Source organism: Cryobacterium tepidiphilum (assembly GCF_003716325.1).
In the GTDB taxonomy this organism is placed as follows: Bacteria; Actinomycetota; Actinomycetes; order Actinomycetales; family Microbacteriaceae; genus Cryobacterium; species Cryobacterium tepidiphilum.
Map to the genome: position 1 here is coordinate 114383 of NZ_RDSR01000006.1, position 24789 is coordinate 139171.

23 protein-coding genes and 1 tRNA gene are annotated in these 24789 nt (G+C 70.1%); 14 read left to right on the forward strand and 10 right to left on the reverse strand.

The window, feature by feature from the left end; all coding sequences use genetic code 11:
• Positions 1 to 11: 11 nt before the first annotated feature.
• Positions 12 to 698 (forward strand): DNA alkylation repair protein, encoded by a 687-nt coding sequence (locus EEJ31_RS05570; protein WP_123045305.1) that lies wholly within the window; start codon positions 12 to 14, stop codon positions 696 to 698.
• 27 nt (positions 699 to 725) lie between these two features.
• Here the strand turns inward: EEJ31_RS05570 and EEJ31_RS05575 are convergent.
• Positions 726 to 801, reverse strand: a tRNA-Lys gene (locus tag EEJ31_RS05575).
• A gap of 24 nt (positions 802 to 825) precedes the next feature.
• Here EEJ31_RS05575 and EEJ31_RS05580 point away from each other — a divergent pair.
• From EEJ31_RS05580 to EEJ31_RS05590, 3 genes are all read left to right on the forward strand, one after another.
• Positions 826 to 1455 (forward strand): DNA-directed RNA polymerase subunit beta, encoded by a 630-nt coding sequence (locus EEJ31_RS05580; RefSeq protein WP_123045306.1) that lies wholly within the window; start codon positions 826 to 828, stop codon positions 1453 to 1455.
• Positions 1456 to 1702: 247 nt separating this feature from the next.
• Positions 1703 to 1969 carry a YrhK family protein gene (locus EEJ31_RS05585; protein ID WP_123045307.1) on the forward strand — a complete coding sequence of 89 codons (267 nt, stop codon included), beginning with the start codon at positions 1703 to 1705 and terminating at the stop codon, positions 1967 to 1969.
• A gap of 266 nt (positions 1970 to 2235) precedes the next feature.
• Positions 2236 to 3123: an aminodeoxychorismate lyase gene (locus tag EEJ31_RS05590; RefSeq protein ID WP_123045308.1), complete on the forward strand. Its 888-nt coding sequence runs from the start codon at positions 2236 to 2238 to the stop codon at positions 3121 to 3123.
• Between the two features lie 161 nt (positions 3124 to 3284).
• Here EEJ31_RS05590 and EEJ31_RS05595 read toward each other — a convergent pair whose 3' ends face one another.
• The 5 genes from EEJ31_RS05595 to EEJ31_RS05615 form a co-directional block, all read right to left on the reverse strand.
• A complete protein-coding gene (locus EEJ31_RS05595) occupies positions 3285 to 4223 on the reverse strand; it encodes an NUDIX hydrolase (RefSeq protein ID WP_123045309.1) in 939 nt (312 codons plus the stop codon).
• A complete protein-coding gene (locus EEJ31_RS05600; protein ID WP_123045310.1) occupies positions 4220 to 6397 on the reverse strand; it encodes an RNA degradosome polyphosphate kinase in 2178 nt (725 codons plus the stop codon). The genes EEJ31_RS05595 and EEJ31_RS05600 overlap by 4 nt, the downstream gene beginning before the upstream one ends.
• 59 nt (positions 6398 to 6456) lie before the next feature.
• Positions 6457 to 7845 carry an LLM class flavin-dependent oxidoreductase gene (locus EEJ31_RS05605; RefSeq protein WP_123045311.1) on the reverse strand — a complete coding sequence of 463 codons (1389 nt, stop codon included), beginning with the start codon at positions 7843 to 7845 and terminating at the stop codon, positions 6457 to 6459.
• Positions 7846 to 8120: 275 nt separating this feature from the next.
• Positions 8121 to 9008, reverse strand: a complete 888-nt coding sequence (mshD, locus tag EEJ31_RS05610; RefSeq protein ID WP_123045312.1) for a mycothiol synthase — start codon at positions 9006 to 9008, stop codon at positions 8121 to 8123.
• Positions 8983 to 9669, reverse strand: coding sequence for a winged helix-turn-helix transcriptional regulator (locus EEJ31_RS05615; protein ID WP_199727281.1), 687 nt, complete (start codon positions 9667 to 9669; stop codon positions 8983 to 8985). The genes mshD and EEJ31_RS05615 overlap by 26 nt, the downstream gene beginning before the upstream one ends.
• Before the next feature lie 72 nt (positions 9670 to 9741).
• Between EEJ31_RS05615 and EEJ31_RS05620 the strand changes: the two genes are divergently transcribed.
• From EEJ31_RS05620 to EEJ31_RS05635, 4 genes are all read left to right on the forward strand, one after another.
• On the forward strand, positions 9742 to 10005 hold the full coding sequence (locus EEJ31_RS05620; protein WP_123045314.1) for a hypothetical protein: 264 nt from the start codon (positions 9742 to 9744) through the stop codon (positions 10003 to 10005).
• Positions 10006 to 10132: 127 nt separating this feature from the next.
• Positions 10133 to 10747, forward strand: coding sequence for a nitrobindin family protein (locus EEJ31_RS05625; RefSeq protein ID WP_123045315.1), 615 nt, complete (start codon positions 10133 to 10135; stop codon positions 10745 to 10747).
• Complete coding sequence (ygfZ, locus tag EEJ31_RS05630) at positions 10747 to 11907, forward strand: CAF17-like 4Fe-4S cluster assembly/insertion protein YgfZ (protein WP_123045316.1); 1161 nt, start codon at positions 10747 to 10749, stop codon at positions 11905 to 11907. Before EEJ31_RS05625 ends, ygfZ begins: the two co-directional genes overlap by 1 nt.
• A 61-nt stretch (positions 11908 to 11968) precedes the next feature.
• The gene (locus EEJ31_RS05635) at positions 11969 to 12715 is read left to right on the forward strand and encodes a phosphoglyceromutase (protein ID WP_123045317.1); all 747 of its coding nucleotides are present in this window, start codon (positions 11969 to 11971) and stop codon (positions 12713 to 12715) included.
• Positions 12716 to 12732: 17 nt separating this feature from the next.
• Here the strand turns inward: EEJ31_RS05635 and EEJ31_RS05640 are convergent, their stop codons facing one another.
• Entirely contained in the window at positions 12733 to 14460 is a 1728-nt protein-coding gene (locus tag EEJ31_RS05640; RefSeq protein WP_148040135.1) for a glycosyltransferase, read from the reverse strand.
• Between the two features lie 211 nt (positions 14461 to 14671).
• Here EEJ31_RS05640 and EEJ31_RS05645 point away from each other — a divergent pair, with 211 nt between their 5' ends.
• Entirely contained in the window at positions 14672 to 15895 is a 1224-nt protein-coding gene (locus tag EEJ31_RS05645; RefSeq protein ID WP_233563747.1) for an MFS transporter, read from the forward strand.
• Between the two features lie 46 nt (positions 15896 to 15941).
• Here EEJ31_RS05645 and EEJ31_RS13970 read toward each other — a convergent pair whose 3' ends face one another.
• Positions 15942 to 16574 carry a hypothetical protein gene (locus tag EEJ31_RS13970; RefSeq protein ID WP_199727282.1) on the reverse strand — a complete coding sequence of 211 codons (633 nt, stop codon included), beginning with the start codon at positions 16572 to 16574 and terminating at the stop codon, positions 15942 to 15944.
• A 158-nt stretch (positions 16575 to 16732) separates the two neighbouring features.
• Here EEJ31_RS13970 and EEJ31_RS05655 point away from each other — a divergent pair, with 158 nt between their 5' ends.
• The 4 genes from EEJ31_RS05655 (at position 16733) to rlmB (ending at position 21003) form a co-directional block, all read left to right on the forward strand.
• Positions 16733 to 17215 (forward strand): CarD family transcriptional regulator, encoded by a 483-nt coding sequence (locus EEJ31_RS05655; RefSeq protein WP_123045321.1) that lies wholly within the window; start codon positions 16733 to 16735, stop codon positions 17213 to 17215.
• 100 nt (positions 17216 to 17315) lie between these two features.
• The gene (ispD, locus tag EEJ31_RS05660; protein WP_123045322.1) at positions 17316 to 18536 is read left to right on the forward strand and encodes a 2-C-methyl-D-erythritol 4-phosphate cytidylyltransferase; all 1221 of its coding nucleotides are present in this window, start codon (positions 17316 to 17318) and stop codon (positions 18534 to 18536) included.
• Positions 18533 to 19948 (forward strand): cysteine--tRNA ligase, encoded by a 1416-nt coding sequence (gene cysS / locus EEJ31_RS05665; RefSeq protein ID WP_123045323.1) that lies wholly within the window; start codon positions 18533 to 18535, stop codon positions 19946 to 19948. Before ispD ends, cysS begins: the two co-directional genes overlap by 4 nt.
• On the forward strand, positions 19948 to 21003 hold the full coding sequence (gene rlmB, locus EEJ31_RS05670) for a 23S rRNA (guanosine(2251)-2'-O)-methyltransferase RlmB (protein WP_123045324.1): 1056 nt from the start codon (positions 19948 to 19950) through the stop codon (positions 21001 to 21003). The genes cysS and rlmB overlap by 1 nt, the downstream gene beginning before the upstream one ends.
• A gap of 62 nt (positions 21004 to 21065) precedes the next feature.
• Here the strand turns inward: rlmB and EEJ31_RS05675 are convergent, their stop codons facing one another.
• Both EEJ31_RS05675 and EEJ31_RS05680 read right to left on the reverse strand, forming a co-directional pair.
• Positions 21066 to 22358, reverse strand: coding sequence for a DUF4032 domain-containing protein (locus EEJ31_RS05675; RefSeq protein WP_123045325.1), 1293 nt, complete (start codon positions 22356 to 22358; stop codon positions 21066 to 21068).
• Between the two features lie 125 nt (positions 22359 to 22483).
• Entirely contained in the window at positions 22484 to 23581 is a 1098-nt protein-coding gene (locus tag EEJ31_RS05680; RefSeq protein WP_123045326.1) for an ABC transporter ATP-binding protein, read from the reverse strand.
• A 258-nt stretch (positions 23582 to 23839) separates the two neighbouring features.
• Here EEJ31_RS05680 and EEJ31_RS05685 point away from each other — a divergent pair, with 258 nt between their 5' ends.
• A complete protein-coding gene (locus EEJ31_RS05685) occupies positions 23840 to 24760 on the forward strand; it encodes a DsbA family protein (RefSeq protein ID WP_123045327.1) in 921 nt (306 codons plus the stop codon).
• Positions 24761 to 24789: the final 29 nt, after the last annotated feature.

Sequence of the window (24789 nt, forward strand, 5' to 3'; positions counted from 1 at the left end):
GGGAAGGCGAAATGGCCGAAACGACAGCCGATACGACGTTGCTCGAGGTGATGGCCGAGCTGGCTGCGCTTGACGACCCGAGGGCGCGCGCGGTCAACGAGCGGCACGGCGACGATCACGGGGTGAACCTCAGTGCGCTGCGCGCGATCGCCAAGCGCCTGAAGACCGAGCAGGACCTCGCCATCGGGCTCTGGGAGACCGGCGACACCGCCGCGCGGCTGCTCGCGCTGCTCATCTGCCGGCCGAAGGCCTTCGACCGTGACGAGCTCGACGCCATGGTGCGCGAGGCGCGCGCGCCCAAGGTGCTCGACTGGCTGGTGAACTACGTGGTGAAGAAGAGCCCGCATACCGAGGAGCTCCGCCAGGCCTGGTTCGCCGACTCCGACCCCGTGGTCGCGGCTGCCGGCTGGGCGCTGACCAGCGAACGCGTGACGAAGCAGCCCGAAGGACTCGATCTCGACGCGCTGCTCGACATCATCGAGGCATACATGGCGGATGCCCCGGACCGCCTGCAGTGGGCGATGAACACCTGCCTGGCCCAGATCGGCATCGCGCACCCGGAGCAGCGCGCTCGCGCCATCGAGATCGGCGAGCGCCTCGAGGTGCTCAAGGACTACCCGACGCCGCCGAACTGCACCTCGCCATTCGCGCCGGTCTGGATCGCCGAGATGGTCCGGCGACAGAACGCACGCACGTGAAGCCCGCGATAGCGGGCACGGGCCCAATGGTGGGCCCCGTCGGGCTCGAACCGACGACCCAAGGATTAAAAGTCCTTTGCTCTACCAACTGAGCTAGAGGCCCGGTTAATAATCTAGCGTGGATGCCATGGCTGACGAATTCCACAAGCCCACCCACTTCGCGGGCGATCGCTTCGACGCCTTCAAGGGCGGCGAGGATCCCGCCACGATCTCCCGCACCGCCCACGAGACCGCGCACGCCCTGCTGGCCCGGGTACGCACCGATCCAGACCCCGGCGTCGTCGACCGGCTCGTCGCCTTCACCGACGAGCACGGCATCGACGCCATGGCCGAGCTCTGGGCCAGGTCGACGCCGCGCAGCCTCCCCGGTGCCCTCTGGCGCATCTACCTGGTGCGCGTGCTCATCCGCCAGGACCCGGAGGGCATCGCCTACCTCTACCAGCGCGGCAGCGAGGTGGCGGTCAGCATCGACCCGCTGGTGGCGGGCGCCACCGCCCCCACCGGCCCGGCCGAGATCATCGAGCTCGCCGACCAGATCCTCCGTGGCCTCTACACGGGCGACTTCGCCGTCGCGCTCGACCGTGCGGCTGCGTTCTGCCGGGTGACGGCCAGCGGATGCGCGTCGCTCGCCGACGACCTCGACCACACCGAGCCGGAACGCTCATCGACACTCACCACCCAGGCGCTCCGCTTCTCGACCACCGCGCAGGAGTTCGCCTCCTGCGCGCGGCTCTGGCGCCACGACTCCCTCGAGTAGCCGGCGCATCCGTTCGCCGCGCGGAACGCACCCGGGCGGCCGAGTCTCCGAGGCCGCTGGGAAGACTTTGCTCAGAGTGAACGGGCGAGAACCATCCCTTAGACTGGACGAGGTCGGGCCGCAGTAACCCCGGGCTCCAAAATTCGCCGCTACGAGCGGCCTCGCGCCGAGAGGCGTTCTGCGGCCTGGCCCCTACTCTTTCTTGGGCTCCGGTGCGCGTCCGCACGACCGAGCCTAGGCTGGCCTCATGCCCGACTCGAAGCTCACAATCGACACCGGCCACCACGTTCTCGTCGTCAAGAATCGCTACCTGCTGCTCGCGCGGATCAACGACATCCTCACCGGACTCTGGTTCGTCGCCGGCAGCTTCCTGTTCCTGTCCGACTCCACCAAGTTGCTCGGCACCATCTTCTTCATTATCGGGAGCATCGAACTCCTCATCCGCCCGGTGATCCAGATCGTGCGCGACGTGCACCTCAAGCGCATCGACCCGAGCGGTCAGCATCACGACTGACCGCGGGTGCGGGCTTTCTGCCGCCTTCGGGCTCGGGAGGCGGCAGTTGGGTCGCACCCGCGGATCGAGGCGCACCGCATCTGGTCGCGATGAACGTGTTGGGGGTGAAAGGAAGGCACCGCGGGTGCGGGCTTTCTGCCGCCTTCAGGCTCGGGAGGCGGCAGTTGGGCCGCACCCGCGGAAGGGGACGGAAGGAAGGGCAGGTGACGGAGCGGTTGCGGTGGGACTGCCCCCGCGGATGGCACGCCCCAGCGTAGGCTCGGTTCATGCCCTTGCCGTACACGCTGCTGATCGACCCGCTTCCGGCCGATTCCCCGCGCACCGACTTCGCGGGCACCTTCCAGGCCGTCGACTCGGATGCTCCGGCCCTGCGCGTCGCCGAGCTCAGCACCCAGCGCGGCGACGGCGTGTTCGAGACCCTGAGCGTGGTGAACGGGCACGCGCAGGAGGTCGAGCCGCACCTGGCCCGCCTGGCCAACTCCGCGCAGATCTGCGACCTGCCCACCCCGAACGCCGCGCAGTGGCGCGCCGCCGTCGACGACGCCCTCCGTCACCTGCCCGCCGAGGGCCAGCTCGCGCTCAAGTTCGTGCTCAGCCGCGGCGTGGAGCACGGGCCGGCGCCCACCGCTTGGCTGCACGCGACGGCCGCCGCCGACTTCAGCGGCATGCGTGCGCACGGCGTGCGCGTGGTCACCCTCGACCGCGGCTACCCGCGCGGCGTCGCCGAACGCGCCCCCTGGCTGCTGATGGGCGCCAAGACCCTCAGTTACGCGGTGAACATGGCCGCGCTCCGCGAGGCCGCCCGGCGCGGCGCCGACGACGCCCTCTTCCTCACCACCGACGGCTTCGTCATGGAGGGCCCGACCTCCAGCGTCATCATCCGCACCGGCCGCGAGTACGTCACACCGGCACCGAGCGGCGCCATCCTGCACGGCACCACGCAGCAGGCGGTGTTCGAGTACCTGTCCAGCCGCGGCGAGCGGGTCGTCTACCGCGACGTGCCGGTCGACGAGCTCCGGCGAGCGGATGCCGCGTGGCTGGTCTCCAGCGTGCGTCTGGCTGTGGCCATCACGGCGCTCGACGGTGAACCGTTGCCCGCCGACCAGCCGCTCACCGACGACGTCAACGCGTTCCTGCTCGCCCGCACCGCCTGATCCGGCCGCGCGTCGAGTCAGCCGTACCGCCTCGCACCTGCAACGAAAGCAGGACGCTTTGCGCCGCTGTGCGCGAAAACAGGAAGAAACGGCGCCCTGGCGCGATCGCGTCCTGTTTTCGCGACGCGCCGCTCCTACCGCCGCGCGCCGACGCGACGCGGCTAGTGCCGCGGCCCGTGCGTCTCGATCGCGATGATGCCCGAGCTCGGGTTGGTCTTCGACAGGTGCACGACCGAGAACCCGCCGGTCTCCAGGTGCGCCGCGTCATCGACGTACGCGCCGAGTGGAGTGCCCGTCGCCAGCGCCATCTCCCGCAGGATCTCGGGCAGCACCGGCCCGTGGCTGCACAGCACCGCCGTCTTGCCGGCCCGCACCCGCTTGCCGATCACCGCGCGCACATCCGCTGAGCCGTCTTCGAACGCGTCCTGGCTGATCTTGTCGGTGCGCTTGATCTCCACACCGATCGCCGCCGACAGCGGCGCCACGGTCGTCACGCACCGGGTTGCCGAGCTGGTGATGATGCGCAACGGATGCCACGCCGCGAGCGACTGCACGGCATCCGCTGCCTGCGTCACCCCACGCGGCGTCAGCGGTCGGGAGGCGTCCGGGCCGTCCCAGTCTGAGGCCGGCGTCGCCTTCGCGTGCCGCAGCGCGATGAGCGCGAACGTGCTGGTGACCCGGTTTTCGACGAGCTTCGCAAACGCGTCGATGATCTCGACATCCGGCGCGTAGCTGAGGTAGCTCCTGGCCTTCTTGATCGTCACCCACTCGAGCGCCGCGACCTCCCCGTTCGGCAGGAACGTCGACGTGCGGATGGCGTCGGCGGTGACCTCTGCGGCCCAGTAGTGCACGATCTTGGTGCGCCCGTTCGGCATCTCGTACTTCGAGACCCCGAGCGGCACGCCGAGCGGCACGGTGAGTCCGGTCTCCTCCTCCACCTCGCGCGCGGCGGTCGCGGCCAGGGTCTCGCCCGGGTCGACCTTGCCCTTGGGGATGGTGACGTCGCCATGCACGGTGCGATGGATGAGGAGGACGTGGAGCTTGCCGTCGATGTAGCGCCAGCAGACGGCGCCGGCTGCGTACACTGCCTTCTCGCTCACCGGCGACCCACCGTCCGCTTGCGGTTCCCGATCTTCTGCATCAGCACGTTCTGCATGTCCTCCAGCGGCTTGCCGTCCTCGTCCCGCGAGTGGCGGGTCCACTCGCCGTCGCTCTCCAGCCACCACGATGACGTGGTGTCGGCCATGGCCCGGTCGAACAGTCCGTCGATCTCCTGCAGGTGTCCCGGGTCGGTCAGCCGCACCAGCGTCTCCACACGGCGGTCGAGGTTGCGGTGCATCATGTCGGCGCTGCCGATGAAGACGTCGGCGTCGCCGCTCTTGTGGAACGAGAAGATGCGGGAATGCTCCAGGTACCGGCCGAGGATCGAGCGCACCCGGATGTTCTCGCTCAGCCCCGGCACGCCGGGCTTCAGGCTGCAAATGCCGCGCACCCAGACGTCGACGGGAACGCCCGCCATGCTGGCCCGGTAGAGCGCGTCGATGATCGCCTCGTCGACGATCGAGTTGACCTTCATGCGGATGCCCGCCGGCTCGCCGGCAAGCGCGGCGGCGGTCTCGTCGGCGATGCGCTTGAGCAGGCCCTTGCGCAGGTGCAGCGGGGCCACCAGCAGCCGCTTGAACTTCTTCTCGATGGCGTAACCCGACAACTCGTTGAACAGGCGGGTGAGGTCTTTGCCGACCTGGTCATCCGCTGTCAAGAGCCCCAGGTCTTCGTAGATGCGGCTGGTCTTGGGGTTGTAGTTGCCGGTGCCGATGTGGCTGTAGTGCCGGAGTACGCCCTTCTCGTTCCGCACCACGAGCGCGAGCTTGCAGTGCGTCTTCAGGCCGACGAGGCCGTACACGACGTGCACGCCGGCCTTCTCGAGCTTGCGCGCCCAGGAGATGTTGGCCTGCTCGTCGAACCGGGCCTTGATCTCCACCAGGGCCAGCACCTGCTTGCCCGACTCGGCGGCGGCGATCAGCGCCTCGACGATGGGGCTGTCACCGGAGGTGCGGTACAGCGTCTGCTTGATGGCCAGCACGTCGGGGTCGGAGGCCGCCTGCTCCAGGAACGCCTGGACGCTGGTGGCGAACGACTCGTACGGGTGGTGCAGCAGGATGTCGCGCTTGGCGATCGCCCGGAACACGTCGGGTTCGCTGTTGGGCTCCGGCGGCATCAGCTGCACGGCCGTCGTCGGCACGTGCTTGGGGTAGTGCAGGTCGGGGCGGTCGATGCGACTGATGTCGAACATGGCGCGCAGGTCGAGCGGCGGCGGCAGCCGGTACACCTCCTGCGCGGTGATGTCGAGCTCGCGCACCAGCAGGCCGAGGGTGACGTCGTCCATGTCCTCGGTGATCTCGAGGCGGATGGGCGGCCCGAACCGCCGCCGCAGCAGCTCCTTCTCGAGCGCCTTGATCAGGTTCTCGGTCTCGTCCTCCTCGACCTCCACGTCTTCGTTGCGGGTGATGCGGAAGGTGTGGTGCTCGAGGATCTCCATGCCTGGGAACAGGTCGCCCAAGTGGTTCGCGATCAGGTCTTCGAGGGTGACGTAGCGCAGGTGCTCCATCGACTCGAGCGGGCCGACCCGCACCACGCGCGGCAGCATCTGCGGCACCTTGAGCCGGGCGAACTCCTGCCGGCCGGTCTTGGAGTTGCGCACCCGCACGGCGAGGTTCAGCGACAGGCCGGAGATATAGGGGAACGGATGCGCCGGGTCGACCGCGAGCGGCATCAGCACCGGGAAGATCTGCTTCGAGAAGTAGTCCCGCAGGGCCTCCCGCTCGCCGTCGCTCAGCGAGTCCCAGGTGACGACCTCGATGCCCGCCTCGGCGAGGGCCGGGCGCACGAGCTCCTGGTAGTCGCGGGCATGCCGCTCCTGCAGCACGTGCGCGGCCTTCGAGATGTCGGAGAGCACGTCGGCGGGCGCGCGGCCCACGTTGGTGGGCACGGCGAGGCCGGTGAGGATGCGCCGCTTGAGGCCGGCGACGCGCACCATGAAGAACTCGTCGAGGTTGCTCGCGAAAATGGCCAGGAAGTTCGCCCGCTCGAGCACGGGAATGTTCGGGTCTTCGGCCAGCTCGAGGACGCGCTGGTTGAACGCGAGCCAGCTGAGCTCGCGGTCCAGGTACCGATCAGCGGGCAGCTCGGAGTCTTCGAGGACGAACAACGGGTCGAAATCGTCGTCGAAGTCGCTCGAGAGTCCCGTCTCCAGCTGCACGTTGTCGGCGTCCATCTGTCCATCTTGGCACCGCGCGCCCGGATGGGGGAGGGGCGCGGCGCGGCCCGGCGCGGCTACTGCTGCGATCCCACCGGCTGCCGCACGCGATACTGCGAGCCCTGGTGCTCCTCCGGGAGACGGTCACCCCGGCCGTGCAGCTTGTGGCGCAGGCTTCCCGGCGTGTACTCCTCCGGGTATGCGCCCCGGCGGCGGAGCTCCGGGATCACGTAGGTGACGACATCCTCGAAGGTGCCGGGGGTGATCGCGTAGGCGAGGTTGAAGCCGTCCACGTCGGTGTCCTCCACCCACTCCTGCAGGTGGTCGGCGACCTCCGAGGGCGAGCCGACGATGAACGGGCCGAGGCCGCCGATCGCGCCGAGCCTCGCGATGTCGCGCACCTTCCACTCGCTGCCGTCCTCGTTCGCCTCCTGATAGTTGGCGACGGTCGACTGGATGGCGTTGCTCTTGACGTTTCCGATCGGCTCATCGAGGTCGTACGTCGACAAGTCGATGCCCATCCAGCCCGACATGAACACGAGGGCGCCCTCTTCGCTGGCGTAGGTCAGGTAGTCGTGGTACTTCGCGTTCGCCTTCTCGCTCGTCTCATCGGTGATGATCGTGAGCAGCGTGTAGATCTTCGCCGAATACCGGTCACGGCCGGCGGCCTCCAGGGCGTCACGGATGCGCGACACCGTGGCCTTCAGGCCGGCCTTCGTCGACGAGGCCACGAAGATGGCTTCGGCGTTGCCCGCGGCGAAGGCGATGCCGCGCGGCGAGGCGCCGGCCTGGTAGATGACGGGGGTGCGCTGGGTCGACGGCTCAGACAGGTGGATGCCGGGAACGGTGAAGTTCTTGCCGTAGTGGCCGATCTCGTGCACCTTCGCCGGGTCGGTGAACACGCCGGTCTCCCGGTCGCGCACGACGGCGTCATCCTCCCAGGAGCCCTCCCAGAGCTTGTAGAGCACCTCGAGGTATTCGTCGGCGACGTCGTAGCGGTCGTCGTGCTCGAGCTGGTCCTCGTGCCCCATGTTGCGGGCGGCGGAGGGGAGGTAGCCGGTCACGACGTTCCAGCCAACGCGACCGTTCGTCAGGTGGTCGAGGGTCGACATCCGCCGGGCGAACGGATACGGGTGCTCGTAGGCGGTGCCGGCCGTGACGCCGAAGCCGAGGTGCTCGGTCGCGGCGGCCATCGCCGAAATCAGCAGGATGGGGTCGTTCACCGGCACCTGGGCGCCGTGCCGGATGGCGGCCTCGTTGGAGCCGCCGTACACGTCGTACGTGCCGAGCACGTCGGCGATGAAGATGCCGTCGAAGGTGCCGCGTTCGAGGAGCTTGGCGAGGTCGGTCCAGTAGGAGAGGTCCTTGTACCGCCAGGACTGGTCTTCCGGGTGGCGCCACATGCCGGAGGACTGGTGGGCGACGCAGTTCATGTCGAAAGCGTTGAATCGGATCTGCCTGGTCATGCATCGATGCTGCCGGAGCGGCTCCCGGCAGGCCAGAGCGCCCGCATTATTTCGTCACATACGCGCCGCCGCCGCCGCTACCCGATCTGCCCGCCGCTACCCGACCCGCCCGCCGCTACCCGATCGGCGCACCGCGGCCGCTCCAGCGCTAGCGGATCGCCGAAACGTGGACAGAGGCGGGGGGGGGCGGCGCGAGGCGGCGCGGGGCGGGCGCGGGCGCGGGGCGCGGCGGAGTGCGCGCGACGGTGTGGCGCGGCACGGCGGCGGCGGTTCTGTCAGCGAGCGTCGCGGCGGTACTGCACGTCGACGGTGAAGTCGGTGAACCCGAGGGAGCGGTACAGCCGCACCGCCGGCTCGTTGTCGGCCTCCACGTAGAGCGCGGCGGCCTGGCATCCGCGCTCGAGCAGCCGCGCCAGCCCCGCGTTCATGAGCGCCCGACCGAGGCCCTGGCCGGCGGCATCCGGGTGCACGCCGATCACGTAGATCTCGCCGACTCGGTCGGCGTCGCCGGGCTCGATCTTCAGCCAGTTGTAGCCGATCATGCGCCCGCCCGCGTCGCGGGCCACCAGGAGGTCGCCGGCGTCGAACCACGGCTCCGCCTGCCGGGCGGCGAGGTCGGTGGCGGTGAGCGCGCCCTGCTCGGGATGGTGGGCGAAGACCAGAGCGTTCAGCGCCACCCAGTCGTCGGCGTCGACGCCCGGGCGGAACGCCTCGATGCGCAAACCCTGGGAGAGCGCTGCGGCGGCCGGCTCGGGGATCGGCGACACGCGCAGCTGCAGCAGCGTGCGCACGGATGCGAAGCCGAAGCGAACGGCGAGCGCGGCGGCCCCGGGGTGGTCGCCGTGCGCCCACGCGAAGAGCTGCTCGCCGGCGGGCACCCGGTCGAGGAGCGAGGGCAGGGCGGCGGTCGCGACCCCGCGGCGCCGGCTCCCCGGCACGACGACGAGGTCGAGCTCCCCGGCGCCGAGGATCGCGGCGCCGACCGCCTCGCCGCCAGCCTGCGTGAGCAGGAACGGCTCCCGGCGGCCGGAGGCGATGTCGAGCATCGCCTGCTCGTTGAAGGGCCGGTAGCCGTCGACGGATGCCGCCTGCTCGGCGACCTCTCGGACGGCGGCCTGCGCCGCGGCATCCGTTGCGCTATGGACTGACAGGGAGTTTTTCATCGTCGTCCTCCTGCAGGTTGAACCGGTACCCGACGTTGCGCACCGTGCCGATCAGCGACTCGTGGTCGCCGAGCTTCGCGCGCAACCGCCGCACGTGAACGTCGACCGTGCGCGTGCCGCCGAAGTAGTCGTACCCCCACACTTCGCTGAGAAGCTGCTCACGGGTGAAGACGCGTGACGGGTGCGCGGCGAGGAACCGCAGCAGCTCGAACTCCTTGAAGGTCAGGTCGAGCGGCGTGCCGTGGATCTTCACCGAGTAGTTGGCCTCGTCGATGAGGATGCCGGCGGCCCGGATCACCGGTGCCGGCTCGTCGCCGTGCACCCGGCCGGTGGCGAGGCGGATGCGGGCGTCGATCTCGGCCGGGCCGGCCGTGTCGAGGATCACGTCGTCGGCGCCCCAGTCCGGGCTGATCGCACTGAACCCGCCCTCGGTGATGACCACGAGCAGCGGCACCGACAGGCCGGTGGTGCGGAGGATCTGGCAGAGCGACTTGGCCGCGAGGAGGTTCGTGCGGGCGTCGATGAGCACCGCGTCGGATTCCGGGGCGTCGACCAGCTGGTCAGGGCGTGCCGGAATGACCCGGGCGTTGTGCGAGAGCAGGGCCAGGGCGGGAAGAACGTCATTGTCGACTGCAGAGGTAACGATCAACAACTGCGCCACGCGCATCCTCCAAATATCGTGCCGCAATACTACCGTGCGGCCCCCGCCCCGCCGGCAGGGCAGAATGGGAGGGTGAGCTGGCAGTGGAGGAGCATTACGACCGTCTGGGTCGTGGCCGTCGTCTTTGCCGTGCTCATCGGCATCTTCTCGAGCGCCGAACACCGGTTCGCGTGGATCAGCCTCGCGCTCGGCGGCTCCGTCATCGTCACGCTCGTCGTGCAGCTGGGAACCCGGCAGGTGGTGGGGTACGTGGGCCGCGTGACGGCCAGCATCGTCGGGTCGGTCGTCATCCTGGCGGTCGCCACCGGCATCCTCTCGCTGGTCGACCTGGCCTAGAAGCTAGAATCGAACCATGTCGCTCGAACTCCTCTTCCTGGGCCTGCTCGCGCTGGCCAGCCTCTCGATCGCCTACGTCTCCGTCGTGGTGCTGTACCGGCTGTTCCGGGGGCAGCGGTAACCGGCCATGATCGAGCTGCCGGTCGGGATTCCGTCTGAACTCGTTCCGCTCTCCTGGCTGGTGGGGGAATGGGAGGGCACCGGTGTGCTCGACTACGCCGTCGGCGAGGAGCGGGTGCTGCGCGAGTTCGGGCAGCGGGTGGAGTTCAGCCACGATGAGCTCCCGCACCTGGGTTACAGCTCGTACACCTGGCTGGAGCCCGAGACGCCGGATGGCGAGCGCACCCCGCTCGTGACCGAGACCGGGTACTGGCGCCTCAGCCGTGCCCAGGGCGACGCCGACCCGGGTCCCGGCCTGCTGCCGGGCGTCGGGGAGCGGCCGTTCACCAACGCCGAGGCGGTTGAGACGCTCCGCAACGCCGACGGCGGCTTCGACATCGAGGTGAGCCTCGTGCACCCCGGCGGCGTCGCCGAGCTCTACCTGGGCCAGGTCAAGGGCCCCCGCATCGACCTGACAACGGATGCCGTGCTCCGCACCAAGGGTGCCAAGCCGTATGCCGCCGCCACCCGCATGTATGGCCTCGTCGACAACCACCTGCTCTGGGCGTGGGACATGGCCGCCCTCGGGCAGGATCTGCGCACGCACGCCTCCGCCCGGCTCGCCCGGGTGGAGCCGGTCTGATGACCGACACCCTGCCGGTGGCGTACCGCTCGCCGCTCATCGACCTCGACGCCGCCGTCGAAGCGGACGGCATCGACGCGGGCGTCGCCGCCCACTACGGCAACCCGGTCGTCGAGCAGCGCCGCCTCGCCTCCGGCGCGGCCATCGTCGACCTGTCCCACCACGCCGTGCTCGGCATCAGCGGGCCCGACCGGCTCAGCTGGCTGAACTCCGTGTCGAGCCAGGCGCTCACCGCGCTGCCGCCGGGCGAGTCCACCGAGACGCTGCTGCTCGACCCGACCGGGCACCTGGAGTACGCCATCCGCGTGCTCGACGACGGCGTTGAGCTGTGGCTGCTCGTCGAGGCGGCCGAGGCGCCGGGCCTGAAGGCGTGGCTCGAGAAGATGCGGTTCATGCTGCGGGTGGAGATCACCGACCACACGGCGGAGTTCGCCACGATCGGCGGGATGGCCGCGTCGCCGGCGGATGTCGGGGTGGAGCCGGCCGCGCCCAACGGCGTTCCCCTGATCTGGCGCGACCCGTGGGCCGGGGTCACCGGTGGCGGGCACCAGTACGCCGAGTCGCGGCCGGAGCCCGAGTGGACGTGGTGGGAGGCGCTCGTGCCGCGGGCCGCACTGGCGGAGCTGGCGGCATCCGTTGCCCCGGGCGGTGTCGCCGGGCTGATCGCCGCCGAGGCGCTCCGCATCGCCGCGTGGCGACCCCGCGCCGCCATGGACGCCGACGCGAAGACGATCCCGCACGAGCTGGACTGGCTGCGCACCGCCGTGCACCTGAACAAGGGCTGCTACCGGGGCCAGGAGACGGTCGCGAAGGTGCACAACCTCGGCCACCCGCCGCGCCGGCTGGTGCTGCTGCACCTCGACGGGTCGGAAGGCGTGCTGCCCGCCCACGGCGACGAGGTGCAGGGGCTGCGCGCGCTCGCCGACGGCCAGACCGAGCACCGCGGCGTCGGAACGATCACCTCGAGCGCGATCCACCACGAGCTCGGGCCGATCGCGCTCGCCGTGATCAAGCGCAGCGTGCCCGCCGACGTCACCCTGTACGTGCAGGCGCAGGGTCTCAGCATCGCCGCGAGCCAGGAGGTCATCGTGCCGCCCTCGGCCGGGTCGGTTGCCGAGATCCCCCGCCTGCCGCGCCTCGGCATCCGCCCGCCCCGCTGACCCGCCGTCCCAGTACGCGAGAGGCGCGAGAGGGAGGACGGGTGGTCGATAGAGTGGGGGCATGCCCTACACGCTTATTCTTCTTCGCCACGGCAACAGCCTCTGGAACCAGCAGAACCTCTTCACCGGGTGGGTGGACGTTCGGCTGAGCGAGCAGGGCATCACGGAGGCGAAGCGGGCCGGTGAGCTCATCGCCGAGTCCGGGCTCACCCCCGACGTCGTGCACACCTCGGTGCTGACGCGCGCGATCCAGACCGCCGACCTCGCCCTCGAGCAGGCCGACCGGCTGTGGATTCCCGTCGAGCGCTCGTGGCGCCTCAACGAGCGGCACTATGGCGCGCTGCAGGGCCTCAACAAGGCCGACACGCTCGAGAAGTACGGGCCGGAGCAGTTCCAGCTCTGGCGCCGCTCGTTCGACGTGCCGCCGCCGCCGCTGCCCGACGACTCGAAGTGGTCGCAGGCCGGCGACCCCCGTTACGCGGACCTCGGCGACCTGTTGCCACGCACCGAATGCCTCAAAGACGTGATCGAGCGGATGCTGCCCTACTGGGAATCGGAGATCTCCAGCGACCTGCGCGCCGGCAAGCAGGTGCTCGTCACCGCGCACGGCAACTCGCTGCGTGCGCTCGTGAAGCACCTCGACCAGATCTCCGACGAGGACATCGCCGAGCTCAACATCCCCACCGGCATCCCGCTCGTCTACGAGCTGGGCGAGGACCTCATGCCCACCGCGCCGGGGCGCTACCTCGACCCCGAAGCCGCGGCCGCCGGTGCGGCGGCCGTCGCCGCGCAGGGCGCCAAGAAGTAACGGGGCTCAGCGCCCGGTCAGGGCGCTGATATCTCGGCACGCTTCGTCGTGCCACCGATCGTCACGGTGAGCGCGACGTCAAGCGTCGCCGGGTCGCCCATCCACCCGACCTGCTCGGGGGTGAAGTCGACGCGAGCCTCGAAGTCCCGCTTCAGCAGCCGCCGGTGGAACGATGCCGGCTGGCGCACCTCCATCGGTGGCTGGGCGCGGCCGACCGCGATGGACACGGCCGAGGGGGCGACGGTGGAACGCTGCACCTCGAAGGTCATTGTGACCCGGAGGCCGCCGCGTCGCGGCACGACGGTGCGCTGCACACCGGCAAGCCCGAATGCCACCGGACGAACCATTTTGCCCTCGAGCACATGGGTCTCGAGCGCCGCCCACAGGCCGGTCACCCGCGCGTCGGAGTACCGGCGTGCCGTCTCGATCGCCCGAGCGCGCATGGCGGCGACCGTTTCCGCATCCGTTTCGACGAACCGGGCGATGGCATCGGCCAGCGCCGCCTCGTCGCCGGCGGGCACGAGGAATCCGTTCACGCCGTGCTCGATGATGTCGGCCGGGCCGTATGGCACGTCGTAGGCGATGGGGATGCATCCCGCCGCCATCGCCTCGACGAGCACGAGGCCGAAGCCCTCGAACTCGCTCGTGAGAAGCGTGAACGACGCCTCGGCGAACCGGTCCCGGGCGTGCGGGTCGTAGCCGCTGAGCTCGATGCTGCCGGCGGCGCCGCACGCGTCGATCTCGGCCTGCAGCAGGGCCCGCCGCGGGCCGTGCCCGAAGATGCGCAGGCTGAGCCCGGGTGTCTGGCGGGACGCCGCGGCGACCGCACGGATGGCATGCTCGATCCGCTTCATCTCCTCGAGGGAGGCCAGCATGATGCCGGCGGTCGCGGCGCGGGGTGCGGAGTCCGCGGGCGCTTCGGCCAGCGCGATGCTGTTGGGGATGGTCGCCAGGTTGGGCGCCGGGCCGAGCAGGGTCTGCAGGTCGTCACGCTGCCGGTCGGTGAGCACGACGACGGCGTCGAAGTCGTGCAGTCGCCGCACCGTGTTCTCGCGGTGGTGGAGCAGCGGTCCGTACGGCCGCTCGGTGCCGGCCAGGTGCGAACTGTGGATGACGTGCACCGTGGCCACGTTCGGACGGCGGTAGGTCGCGGCGAACCGCGCCGTGACCTTGCTGTCGATGACGGCGATGGCGGGTTCGTCGCCGACCAGGAGGTCGAGCCAATACGCGTAGAGGCTCCAGATCTTCTTCCACGACATCACCGGGTGCCCGTCGTGGTCGAAGAGCGTGACCCGGCGGCCGCCGAGCGTGCCGCGGGCAGCCGTGTCGCGGCGGTCGCGCACCAGGAGGCTGCCGTCCGGGCGCAGGTGGTCGACCTGGAGGACCGTCCGGCAGTCACTCGCGAAGCGGGTGAGGGTGCGCACGGCGCCCGCAACCAGCTGGGGGACGAGCTCGTCCCCGGCGACCGGGCCGTCGTCATCCGCTGCCTGCTCTGCCGGGGAACCCGGTAGGTCGTGCCGAGCGGCAAGGTCGTCCCACAGATTGAGAATGCGGATGCCGGGGATGACCCCGCCGCGTTCCCGCAGACGTTCGACGATGACGCCGTAGTCGCGGCCGGGGTCGAGCGTCAGCACGTCGACGGTCGCGCCGCCCAGCGTGACGAAGGCGCGTGAGCGCCGCAGCAGGGCCGTCGTCATCCCGCCGAAGTCGTCGGGAATCCACCATTCCAGGGCGAGGTGGCGCACGGGCGGCAGTGTGAGCGATGCGGGGGATGGCTCGGAAGGCGGTGCGACGCTCATGGGCTCCTGTTTCTCGCTCGTCCCGATCAGACTAGGGCGCGCGTTCGCAGAAGTCGCTCATTTGCGCGGTGCGACGGTCGACGCGTCGCCCGCGACGGATGCCGCACCCGCGACCGGTGAGCCAGGCGTTCCGATGGCTCCTGTTAGATTACGTTCTGTGGCTCAGGATGCTCATGGTGCACGCCCGCCGGGGCCCGTCCTCGCCCCGCTCTACGCCGCCGGCTTCACCACCGCGTTCGGCGCGCACGCCATTGCCGCGGGCCTGGGCGCCGAGAGCGGCGACCTCGGCGTCGGCCTGTTGGCATTCGGCCTTCTCCTGGCCGTCTACGACCTCGCCGAGGTGGTGCTGAAACCGGTCTTCGGCACGCTCAGCGACCGGATCGGCGTCAAGCCGGTCATCGTGGGCGGTCTCGTGGTGTTCGCGCTGGCCTCGTTCGCCGGCGTGTTCGCCGGGAACGCGCTGCTCCTCGGCGCCGCACGGCTCGGCCAGGGCGCCGCAGCCTCCGCGTTCTCACCCGCCTCCTCGGCTGCCGTGGCGCGCCTTGCCGGCCCGGCGACGGTGGGCCGGTATTTCGGCCGGTACGGCTCCTACAAGGGGCTCGGCTATGCGCTCGGGCCGCTCATCGGGGCGGCACTGATCGGCGTGGGCGGGTTCCCCCTGCTCTTCGGTGCGCTCACCGCGGTGGCCGCGATTACCGCCGGCTGGGCGATGCTCGCCGTTCCGCGACTGCCGGTGCTTCCACGGCCCCGGTACACCCTGGCCGACCTGGTGCGCCAGACCACGCACCGCAGCTTCCTGGTACCGACCCTGGCCCTTGCCGCCGCCACCGGCGCCCTCGGCGTCGCGGTCGGCTTCCTGCCACTCCTGGCAACCTCGCTGCAGCTCCCGCTCCTGGCCAGCATGGCCGCCGTCACCGTGCTCGCCGTCGCATCCACCGTCACTCAGCCGATCGTGGGCCGCCTGCGAGACAGCGGCCGCGTGACGACACGCGCCGGTGTCGCCGGCGGCCTGGGCCTCATCGCGCTCGGCGTGGCGCTCCTCGCGGCGGTTCCCGTCACGGCGGTCGTGTACCTGACCGCCGCGATCATCGGGCTCGGCATCGGCACGGTCACGCCGCTCGGTTTCGCGCACCTGGCCGCGACGACCCCGCCGGAGCGCCTCGGCCGCACCATGGGCAGCGCGGAGCTCGGCCGGGAAGTGGGAGACGCGGGCGGCCCGCTGCTCGTCGGGGGGATCGCGGCGGCGGTCGGCGTCGGCCTCGGTCTGGGCGCGCTCGCGCTCGTCATCGCGGTGGTGGCGGTGCTCGCCCTGGTACTGCTGCAGCGCGCACAATCCGGCAGCGAGCTCCAGGCGCGCCGATCGTCAACCGGAACGGGCTGATTCGACGTCGCGGGCGTCGCCGCGCGGGTTCTACGGCGCGCGGGGGTTACGGCGCGGGGGTCTCGGTCGAGCCGGTGTCCTCGTCGGGAACGGTCGTCTCGTCGGTGGGCGCGGCGTCGTTGTCCGGTGCGCCCTCCGTGTCTGGGGTCGCCGGCTCGGTCGGCTCCACGGTGATCGTCGGGGTCGGCGTCTCGGTCGGCGTCGGCGGCAGCGGCGTCGGGGTCAGCGTGGAGTACTCGGCCATGGCGCCGGTGAGCACCGGCGTCAGCAGCTGTTCGCCGGTCTGGTCGCCGTACTGGAAGAACACCGGGAACAGGGAGCCCGGCTCGGCGTCGACGTTCCGCATGGTGATCGTGGGGCCGTCGGTGCCGACCGCGAGGGTCTCGTGCCCCTTGATGCGCACCGTCTCGTTGACCTTGCTGCCGTCGCTGGTGTACTGGATGGTCATGGTCACCGGGTCGTCGCCCTCGTTGACGAGGTTCGTGACGAGGTTGGCGGCGCCCTTGCCCTGGGTGATCAGGAGGGTGTTGCGGATGGCGATCGTGCCGACCTTGCCACTCACGCCGTCGCTGGCGTCGTAACGGATCAGCGTTGCCTGGGGCGCGACCAGATTGCACGCGCTGGTTCCCATCAGAATTCCAGCCGCCAGAACAACGGATGCTGCGGTGCGCGCCCTCACAAGACCTCCATGCCGATTCAGCGCGGGCCCGAAGTGGCGAATGCGCTGCTGATTCGCTTTGAGTTTAGCGCACGCACGCCCCGCGGGCCGGGCGACCGCGGCGAACCCTACCACCCGGCGCTGTGGTATCATAGAGGTTGCTGAAGGGATATTTATACATGCTTTTTGAGGTTGGCGAAACCGTCGTTTATCCCCATCACGGAGCCGCAACGATCACCGAGGTGAAGAAGCGGATCATCAAGGGTGAAGAGAAACTCTACCTGAAGCTCAATGTCACGCAGGGTGACCTCACGATCGAGGTTCCCGCTGAGAACGTCGACCTCGTCGGCGTGCGTGACGTGATCGGCAAGGAAGGCCTCGACAAGGTCTTCGAAGTGCTGCGCGCGCCGTTCACCGAAGAGCCCACCAACTGGTCCCGCCGGTACAAGGCGAACCTGGAGAAGCTCGCCTCCGGCGATGTGATCAAGGTGTCGGAGGTCGTTCGCGACCTATGGCGCCGCGACCAGGACCGCGGCCTGTCGGCCGGCGAGAAGCGGATGCTCGCCAAGGCGCGCCAGATCCTCATCTCCGAGCTGGCCCTGGCCGAGAAGACCGACGAGGAGAAGGCCTCGAGCGTCCTCGACGAGGTGCTCGCTTCCTAGCTCTCCGATCTCGTTGAAGGCGGCGCCGCAGGGTGCCGCCTTTCGCGTTTCTGTCGGCGGATTCCTGCCCGCGGCGTCCGTCCCCACTAGATTGCCTCTCATGACCCACACGCCAACGCCCGACCTCGCGGTGATCGTCGTCGCAGCCGGCAGCGGCACCCGCCTGGGAAGCCCGACGCCGAAGGCTTTCGTGCCGCTGGCCGGCCGCCCGCTCCTCGAGCACGCCCTCACCGCGGTGTTCCGCATGCGACAGCCCGCCCAGGTCGTCGTCGTCGCGCCGAAAGCCCACGCAGACGAGGCGCAGGCGATCGCCCGGCGCGTGGCGGGGCCGCTCGCCGGACTCGTCAGTGTGGTCCCCGGCGGCGCCACCCGGCAGGAGTCGGTCGTGGGCGGTCTCGCGGCGCTGGCCGACGGCATCCGTACCGTGCTCGTGCACGACGCCGCACGCGCGCTGACTCCGCCCGCCCTGCTCGATGCCGTCGCGGCGGCCGTGACGGAGAGCGGGAACGGGATCGTGCCCGGCCTGACCGTCGTCGACACGATCAAGCGCGTCACGGGCGACGGCGCGGTGCTCGGCACCGTCGACCGCTCGGAGCTCTCGGCGGTGCAGACCCCGCAGGGCTTCCCGCGTGAGGTGCTCGACGCCGCAAACCGCGCCTACAGCGGCCCCGGCGACACAACGGATGACGCGGCCATCGTCGCCGCCGCGGGTCACCCGGTCTCCGTCATCGCCGGGGACCCGCTCGCCTTCAAGATCACCACCCCGTGGGATCTGCGCCGCGCTGAACTGCTGCTCGGCGACACCGCATCCGCGGCGCCCTCGGCGCCCCGGGTCGGGACCGGCCTCGACGTGCACGCGTTCGCCGACGACGACGCCCCGCTGTGGCTGGCCGGCCTGCACTGGCCCGGGGAGCGGGGCCTGGCCGGGCACAGCGACGGTGACGTCGCCGCGCACGCCATCTGCGACGCCCTGCTGTCGGCGGCGGGCCTCGGCGACGTCGGCGTCATCTTCGGCACCGACGACCCCCGCCTGCACGGCGCCCACGGCGACGTGTTCCTCAGCGAGACCGCGCGGCGCGTGCACGAGGCCGGCTTCCGGATCGGCAACGTCACGGTGCTCATCGCGGGCAACCGCCCGAAGCTCGCGCCGCGCCGGGCCGAGGCCGAGCAGCTGCTCGGCGCGGTCCTCGGCGCCCCGGTCTCGGTGGCGGCCACCACCACCGACGCGCTCGGCTTCACCGGGCGGGGTGAGGGCCTCGCCGCGATCGCCACGGCGCTGCTGATGCCGGCCGGTGGCCCTGACCTAAGCTGGGGAGCGTGACGGTGCGACTGTACGACTCCCGGGCGCAGAGCCTGGTCGATTTCACCCCCCTCGAGCCCGGCAAGGTCGGCATCTACGTGTGCGGCCCGACCGTCCAGTCCTCGCCGCACATCGGGCACCTGCGCAGCGCCCTGGTCTATGACCAGCTGCGGCGCTGGCTCACCTACCGCGGCAACGACGTCACCTTCGTGCGCAATGTCACCGACATCGACGACAAGATCCTGGTCAACGCCGAAGGCACGACCGAGCAGTGGTGGGCGCTCGCGTACCGCTACGAGCTCGAGTTCACCGCCGGGTACCAGCGACTCGGCATCCTCGCCCCCACCTACGAACCGCGCGCGACGGCCAGCATCCAGCAGATGCAGGAGATCATTCAGGCGCTGATCGAACGCGGCCACGCCTACCCCGCACCGGACGCCTCGGGCGACGTCTACTTCGACACCAGCAGCTGGCCCGCGTACGGCGAGCTGACCCGGCAGAGCCCGGCGAACATGGAAGCGGCGGCGGACGCCGACCCGCGCGGCAAGCGCGACCCGCGTGACTTCGCGCTGTGGAAGGGCCACAAGCCGACCGAGCCCGCGTCGGCCGCGTGGCCGTCGCCCTGGGGCGAGGGCCGCCCCGGCTGGCACATCGAATGCTCGGCCATGGCCTCCCGCTACCTCGGCACGTCGTTCGACATTCACGGCGGCGGGCTCGACCTCCGCTTCCCGCACCACGAGAACGAGCTGGCGCAGTCCACCGCCGCGGGCCACGGCTTCGCCAACTACTGGGTGCACAACGGGCTGGTGAACGTCAACGGGCAGAAGATGTCGAAGTCACTCGGCAACTCCGTTTACGCCGCCGAGCTGCTCGCGAAGGCCCGGCCCATCGTCGTGCGCTACTACCTCGGTGCCGCCCACTACCGCTCAACCATCGACTTCCACGACGGCTCGCTCACCGAGGCGGAGGCGGCCCTCGAGCGCATCGAGAGCTTCCTCGACCGCGCCGACCGGCGCCTGGCCGACACCCGGTTCGCCGGCAGCGGGGCCGAAGTGGTGCCGGCGGAGTTCGCCGAGGCCATGGACGACGACCTCGCCGTGCCGCAGGCGCTCGCCGTGCTGCACGACACCGTGCGCGCCGGCAACGCCGCGCTCGACGCGGAAGACCTGCACCAGGCGGCATCCGCTCGCGGCCAGGTGCTCGCGATGAGCGAGGTGCTCGGCATCAACCCGCTGTCACCGGAGTGGGCCGTCGCCACCGACCAGCCGGCGATGGTCGCTCTCGCGACCCTCGTCGACCGGCTGCTCGACGACCGCGAGACCGCGAGGCAGAATCGCGACTACCAAGCCGCAGACCGTATCCGCGACGACCTCGTCGCCGCCGGAATCACCATCGAAGACACCCCCACGGGTGCCCATTGGAGTTTTGACTGATGAAGAACGCAGGCGGAAAGCCCCGCGCCGGGGCCGTGCGCAAGGGACGCAAGGGGCCGCAGGTCGGCTCCGGCGGGCAGGGCCGACAGGCCCTCGAGGGCAAGAAGCCCACCCCGAAGGCCGAAGACCGGCCGTACCACCCCGCCGGCAAGCGCAAGGCGGCGCAGGAGCGATTCGTCGCCGCCGGTGGTCGTGGCCGCCAGGGCCGGCCGACGGATGCCGACGCGCGCGGCGGCTCCCGCGGCACCGGCAACACGGGCGGCGGGGGATCCTCGACGCGACGTGCGAAGCAGGCCGACGAGCATGAGATCGTGACGGGTCGCAACTCGGTCGTCGAAGCGCTCCGCGCCCGCATCCCCGCCAGTACCCTCTACGTTGCCGCGCGCATCGAGGTGGACGAGCGCGTGAAGGAGGTGCTGAACCTCGCGACCAGTCGCGGCATCCCGATCCTCGAAGTGATGCGGCCCGAGCTCGACCGCCTCGCCGGACGCGACGCCGTGCACCAAGGCCTCGCGCTCAAGGTGCCGGCCTACGTGTACGCCCACCCGATGGAGCTGCTCGACCTCACGATCAGCCGCGGGCAGAAGCCGCTCTTCGTGGCCCTCGACGGCATCACCGACCCGCGCAACCTGGGCGCGATCATCCGCTCGACCGCCGCGTTCGGCGGGCACGGGGTCATCGTGCCGCAGCGCCGCTCGGTGGGGGTGACCGCGTCGGCGTGGAAGACGTCGGCCGGTGCCGCTGCCCGCACGCCCGTGGCGATGGCCGCGAACCTCACCCAGACGCTCAAGGCGCTCAAGGAGCGCGGCGTCTTCGTGCTCGGCCTCGACGGCGGCGGTGACGTGTCGCTGCCCGGGCTCGCCCTGGCCGACCGCCCGGTCGTGATCGTGGTCGGCAGCGAGGGGAAGGGCCTGTCGCGCCTGGTGACCGAGACCTGCGACGCGATCGTCTCGATCCCGATCAGCGCGGGGACCGAGTCGCTGAACGCCGGCATCGCGGCATCCGTCACCCTCTACGAGGTGTCACGCCTGCGCGCCGAGGCCGCCGCCAAGTAGGCCGGTATTCCGGGCTCTGCCTTCTGCCGCCCTCGGTGTGTCGAGCGGATGCCGGGGCGCGGCTACACGTTCAGGCGCCAGTCGGCTTCCTCTTCGTCGGCCTCCGCGATGGAGATCGGCACGGTGATGGCGCCGGTGGCCGGCCCCAGCATGGTGGCCTCGTCGCGGCGGTGGCGCAGCACGTCCTGAACATAGGAACTGACGGCCTCGGCGAGTGGGATGGCGCGGGACTCGTTCTGCGCCATGTACCAGCGGTGGTCGAGCAGCTGGTGGAACACCTCCGCGGGCTCGAGCTTTCCCTTGAGGTCGGCGGGAATGGCCCGCACCACGGGCTCGAAGACGCGCACCAGCCATTCGTGGGCCATCATCTCCTCGTCGGCGGCCTCGCCGCCGTGCGTGGCGCGGTAGGAGTCGAGGTCGTTGAGCAGGCGCCGCGCCTGGTTCTCCTGGGTGTCGAGGCCGGTCAAGCGCAGCAGGCGCCGCTGGTGGTGCCCGGCGTCGACAACCTTCGGCTGGATGCGCACGGTGGTGCCGGAGCTGTCGGTCTTGATGGCGAGCTCCTCGATGTCGAAACCGAGGTTGTTGAGGCGTTCCACGCGTTCCGTGATCCGCCACCGCTCCGCGCTCGCGAACGACTCCGAACCGGTGAGCTCCTTCCACAGCAGGCGGTACGCCGCGACGATGCCGTTGCTCACCCGGATCGGGTCGAGCTCGTCGGCGACCCGGCCGCCGGCCTCGAGGTCCATCAGCTCCCCGGCGATGTTCACCCGCGCGATCTCGAGGTCATTCTCCCGCTGCCCGTTGGACAGGCCGCCCGGGTAGAGCTGTCCGGTCTCGGCGTCGACGAGATAGGCGGCGAAGGCACCGGCGTCGCGCCGAAACAGCGTGTTGGAGAGCGACACGTCACCCCAGAACAGCCCGGCCATGTGCACGCGCACCAGCAGCAGCGCGAGGGCATCGACGAGCCTGGTGGCCGTCTCGGGGCGGAGCGCCTGCGAGTACAACGCGCGGTAGGGGAGTGAGAACCGCAGGTGCCGCGTCACGAGCACCGAGTTCAACGGGTCCCCGTCTTCGGTGGTGCGGTTGGTGATGACCGCGACGGGTTCGACGCAGGGGATCTCCAGGCCCTGCAGGGTGCGGAGCATCTCGTACTCCGACCGCGCCATCTCGCTCGTGGTCTCCTTGATGGCGATCACCCGCCCGCTCAAATGCGCGAACCGCACAAGGTGGCGCGAGATGCCCTTGGGCAGCGAGGCGATGTTCTCGTTCGGCCAGGCGTCCAGCGGCAGGTGCCAGGGCAGGTCGAGCAGGGCCGGGTCGACCGTGGCCGAGGTGATGTTGAGGGAACCGCTCATGGTCCGAGCCTACCTTCGCCGTCTGTGCTGCCGGTTGTGAGCGAAACGGATGCGAGGGTGCGCGACAACGAAATCGGCCGGCTGGGGCGTGTGCCCCGGCCGGCCGATTCGATGACGGACCCTGCTTAGTCGGTGGTCGCCCCGCCGACGCGCTGGCCGCTCTCCTCGTCGAAGATGTGGAGGTGGTTGGGCGTAGTCGTCAGGTAGACGGTGTCGCCGGCGTTCGGGTGCGAACGGCCGTCGACGCGCGCGACGATATCGGTGCGGCGTCCATTGCTCTCGGAGTGTCCGTAGAGGTAGCCGTCGGCGCCGAGTTCTTCGACGAGGTCGACGTTCACCGCGAGGCCCTCACCGGCGACGGGGGAGAGGATGATGTCCTCGGGCCGGATGCCGATGGTGACCTGGGTGCCGGACGCGGCGGCGAGCGTGTCGCGCTGGACGGGGACGGTGGACGTGCCGAACTTGATGCCGCCTTCGACCACGTCGGCCAGCAGCAGGTTCATGGCGGGGCTGCCGATGAAGCCGGCGACGAACACGTTGTTGGGCTTGGCATACAGGTCGCGCGGGGTTCCGACCTGCTGCAGCACGCCGTCCTTCAGCACGGCGATGCGGTCGCCCATGGTGAGCGCCTCGGTCTGGTCGTGCGTGACGTAGACGGTGGTGACGCCGAGGCGGCGCTGCAGCGAGGCGATCTGGGTGCGGGTCTGAACGCGCAGCTTGGCGTCGAGGTTCGACAGCGGCTCGTCCATGAGGAAGACCTGCGGCTGGCGCACGATCGCGCGGCCCATGGCGACGCGCTGCCGCTGGCCACCGGAGAGGGCCTTCGGCTTGCGGCCGAGGTAGGGCTCCAGGTCGAGCAGCTTCGCGGCCTCGAGAACGCGGGAGGCGCGCTCGTCCTTGTTCACTCCGGCGATCTTGAGCGCGAAGCCCATGTTCTCGGCGACCGTCATGTGCGGGTAGAGCGCGTAGTTCTGGAAGACCATGGCGATGTCGCGGTCCTTCGGCGGGACATCCGTCACGTTGCGCTCACCGATGAAGATGTTGCCGTCGTTGACCTCTTCGAGGCCGGCGAGCATGCGGAGCGACGTGGACTTTCCACAGCCGGAGGGGCCGACCAGAACCAGGAATTCGCCGTCGGCGACCTGGAGGTCGAGTTCGTCGACCGCGGGACGGGTCGAGCCCGGGTACAGCCGGGTTGCCTTGTCAAAAGTGACGGAAGCCATTTTCTGTATTCTCCTTCACCGGCAGGTACGTGCCGGACGATCCGAGTGATGGGATTTGTAGACTTTCGGCACGCCGGGGCGCGCAGTCGTCAGTGCCAGTATGTCACGGCTTCCGGACACGGGCGAGCCGATGCCCGCCGCCCGCTCTCGCCCCGGGTACAGGCGCCGTTTGGCCGATTCCCAGACATCGCATCTACTATCTGGAGGGCCTTTGCATAACAGTGCCCGCAATTTTTCCACCGACCGGAAGCGATATCGATGAGCTTTGATGGACCGCGCGACGACCGTCCGACGAAGAACCAGCGACGGGAAGCAGCCCGGCTGAAGGCACGGCAGCTGCGCGAGGACCAGAAGAAGAAGGAGCGCCGCAACCGGGTGCTGCTGCAGGGCGGCATCATCGTCGTCAGCCTCGCGATCGTGACCATCGTCGTGCTCGCCATCACGAGCTCGATCCACCCGGCGGGTCCCGGCCCGAAGAACATGGCCAGCGACGGAATCCTGATCGGTGCCGGCATGGAGCCCGTGTCGACTCCGGCCCTGCAGCCCAAAGCCACCCCGGTCGCCTCGAAGACCGACGAGACCGGCACCGTCGCATCCATTCGTATCTACCTCGACTACCTCTGCCCGTACTGCGGCCAGTTCGAGAAGACCAACGGCGAGCAGATCAAGCAGTGGGTCACGTCGGGCGCTGCGACGGTCGAGATCCACCCGATCTCCCTGCTCACCAGCAAGTCCGCGGGAACGCAGTACTCGCTCCGGGCGGCCAACGCCGCGGCGTGCGTGGCCAACTACTCGCCGGACGACTTCTACGCTTTCAACCAGGAGCTGTTCAAGGACCAGCCCGAGGAAGGCAGCGCCGGCCTCGACGACAGCCAGATCAAGAAGCTCGTCAAGACCGCGGGCGTGACAACGGATGTCTCGAAGATCAACGACTGCATCGACGACCTGACGTTCAAGTCGTGGGTGCTCGACGCCACCGATCGTGCCCTCACCGGCCCGTTGCCGAACGCCAGCATCCCCTCGGTCACCGGCACGCCCACCGTGCTCGTGAACGGCAAGCAGTACCTCGGTTCGCTCGACGACCCGAAGGAGTTCGCCTCCTTCGTGCTGCAGGCCGCCGGTGAGACCTACTCCACGTCGACCGCGACGCCCACGCCGAAGCCGACGGCAGCGAGCTGACCACCTGAGCCCGTCCTCGTGATTTAGGA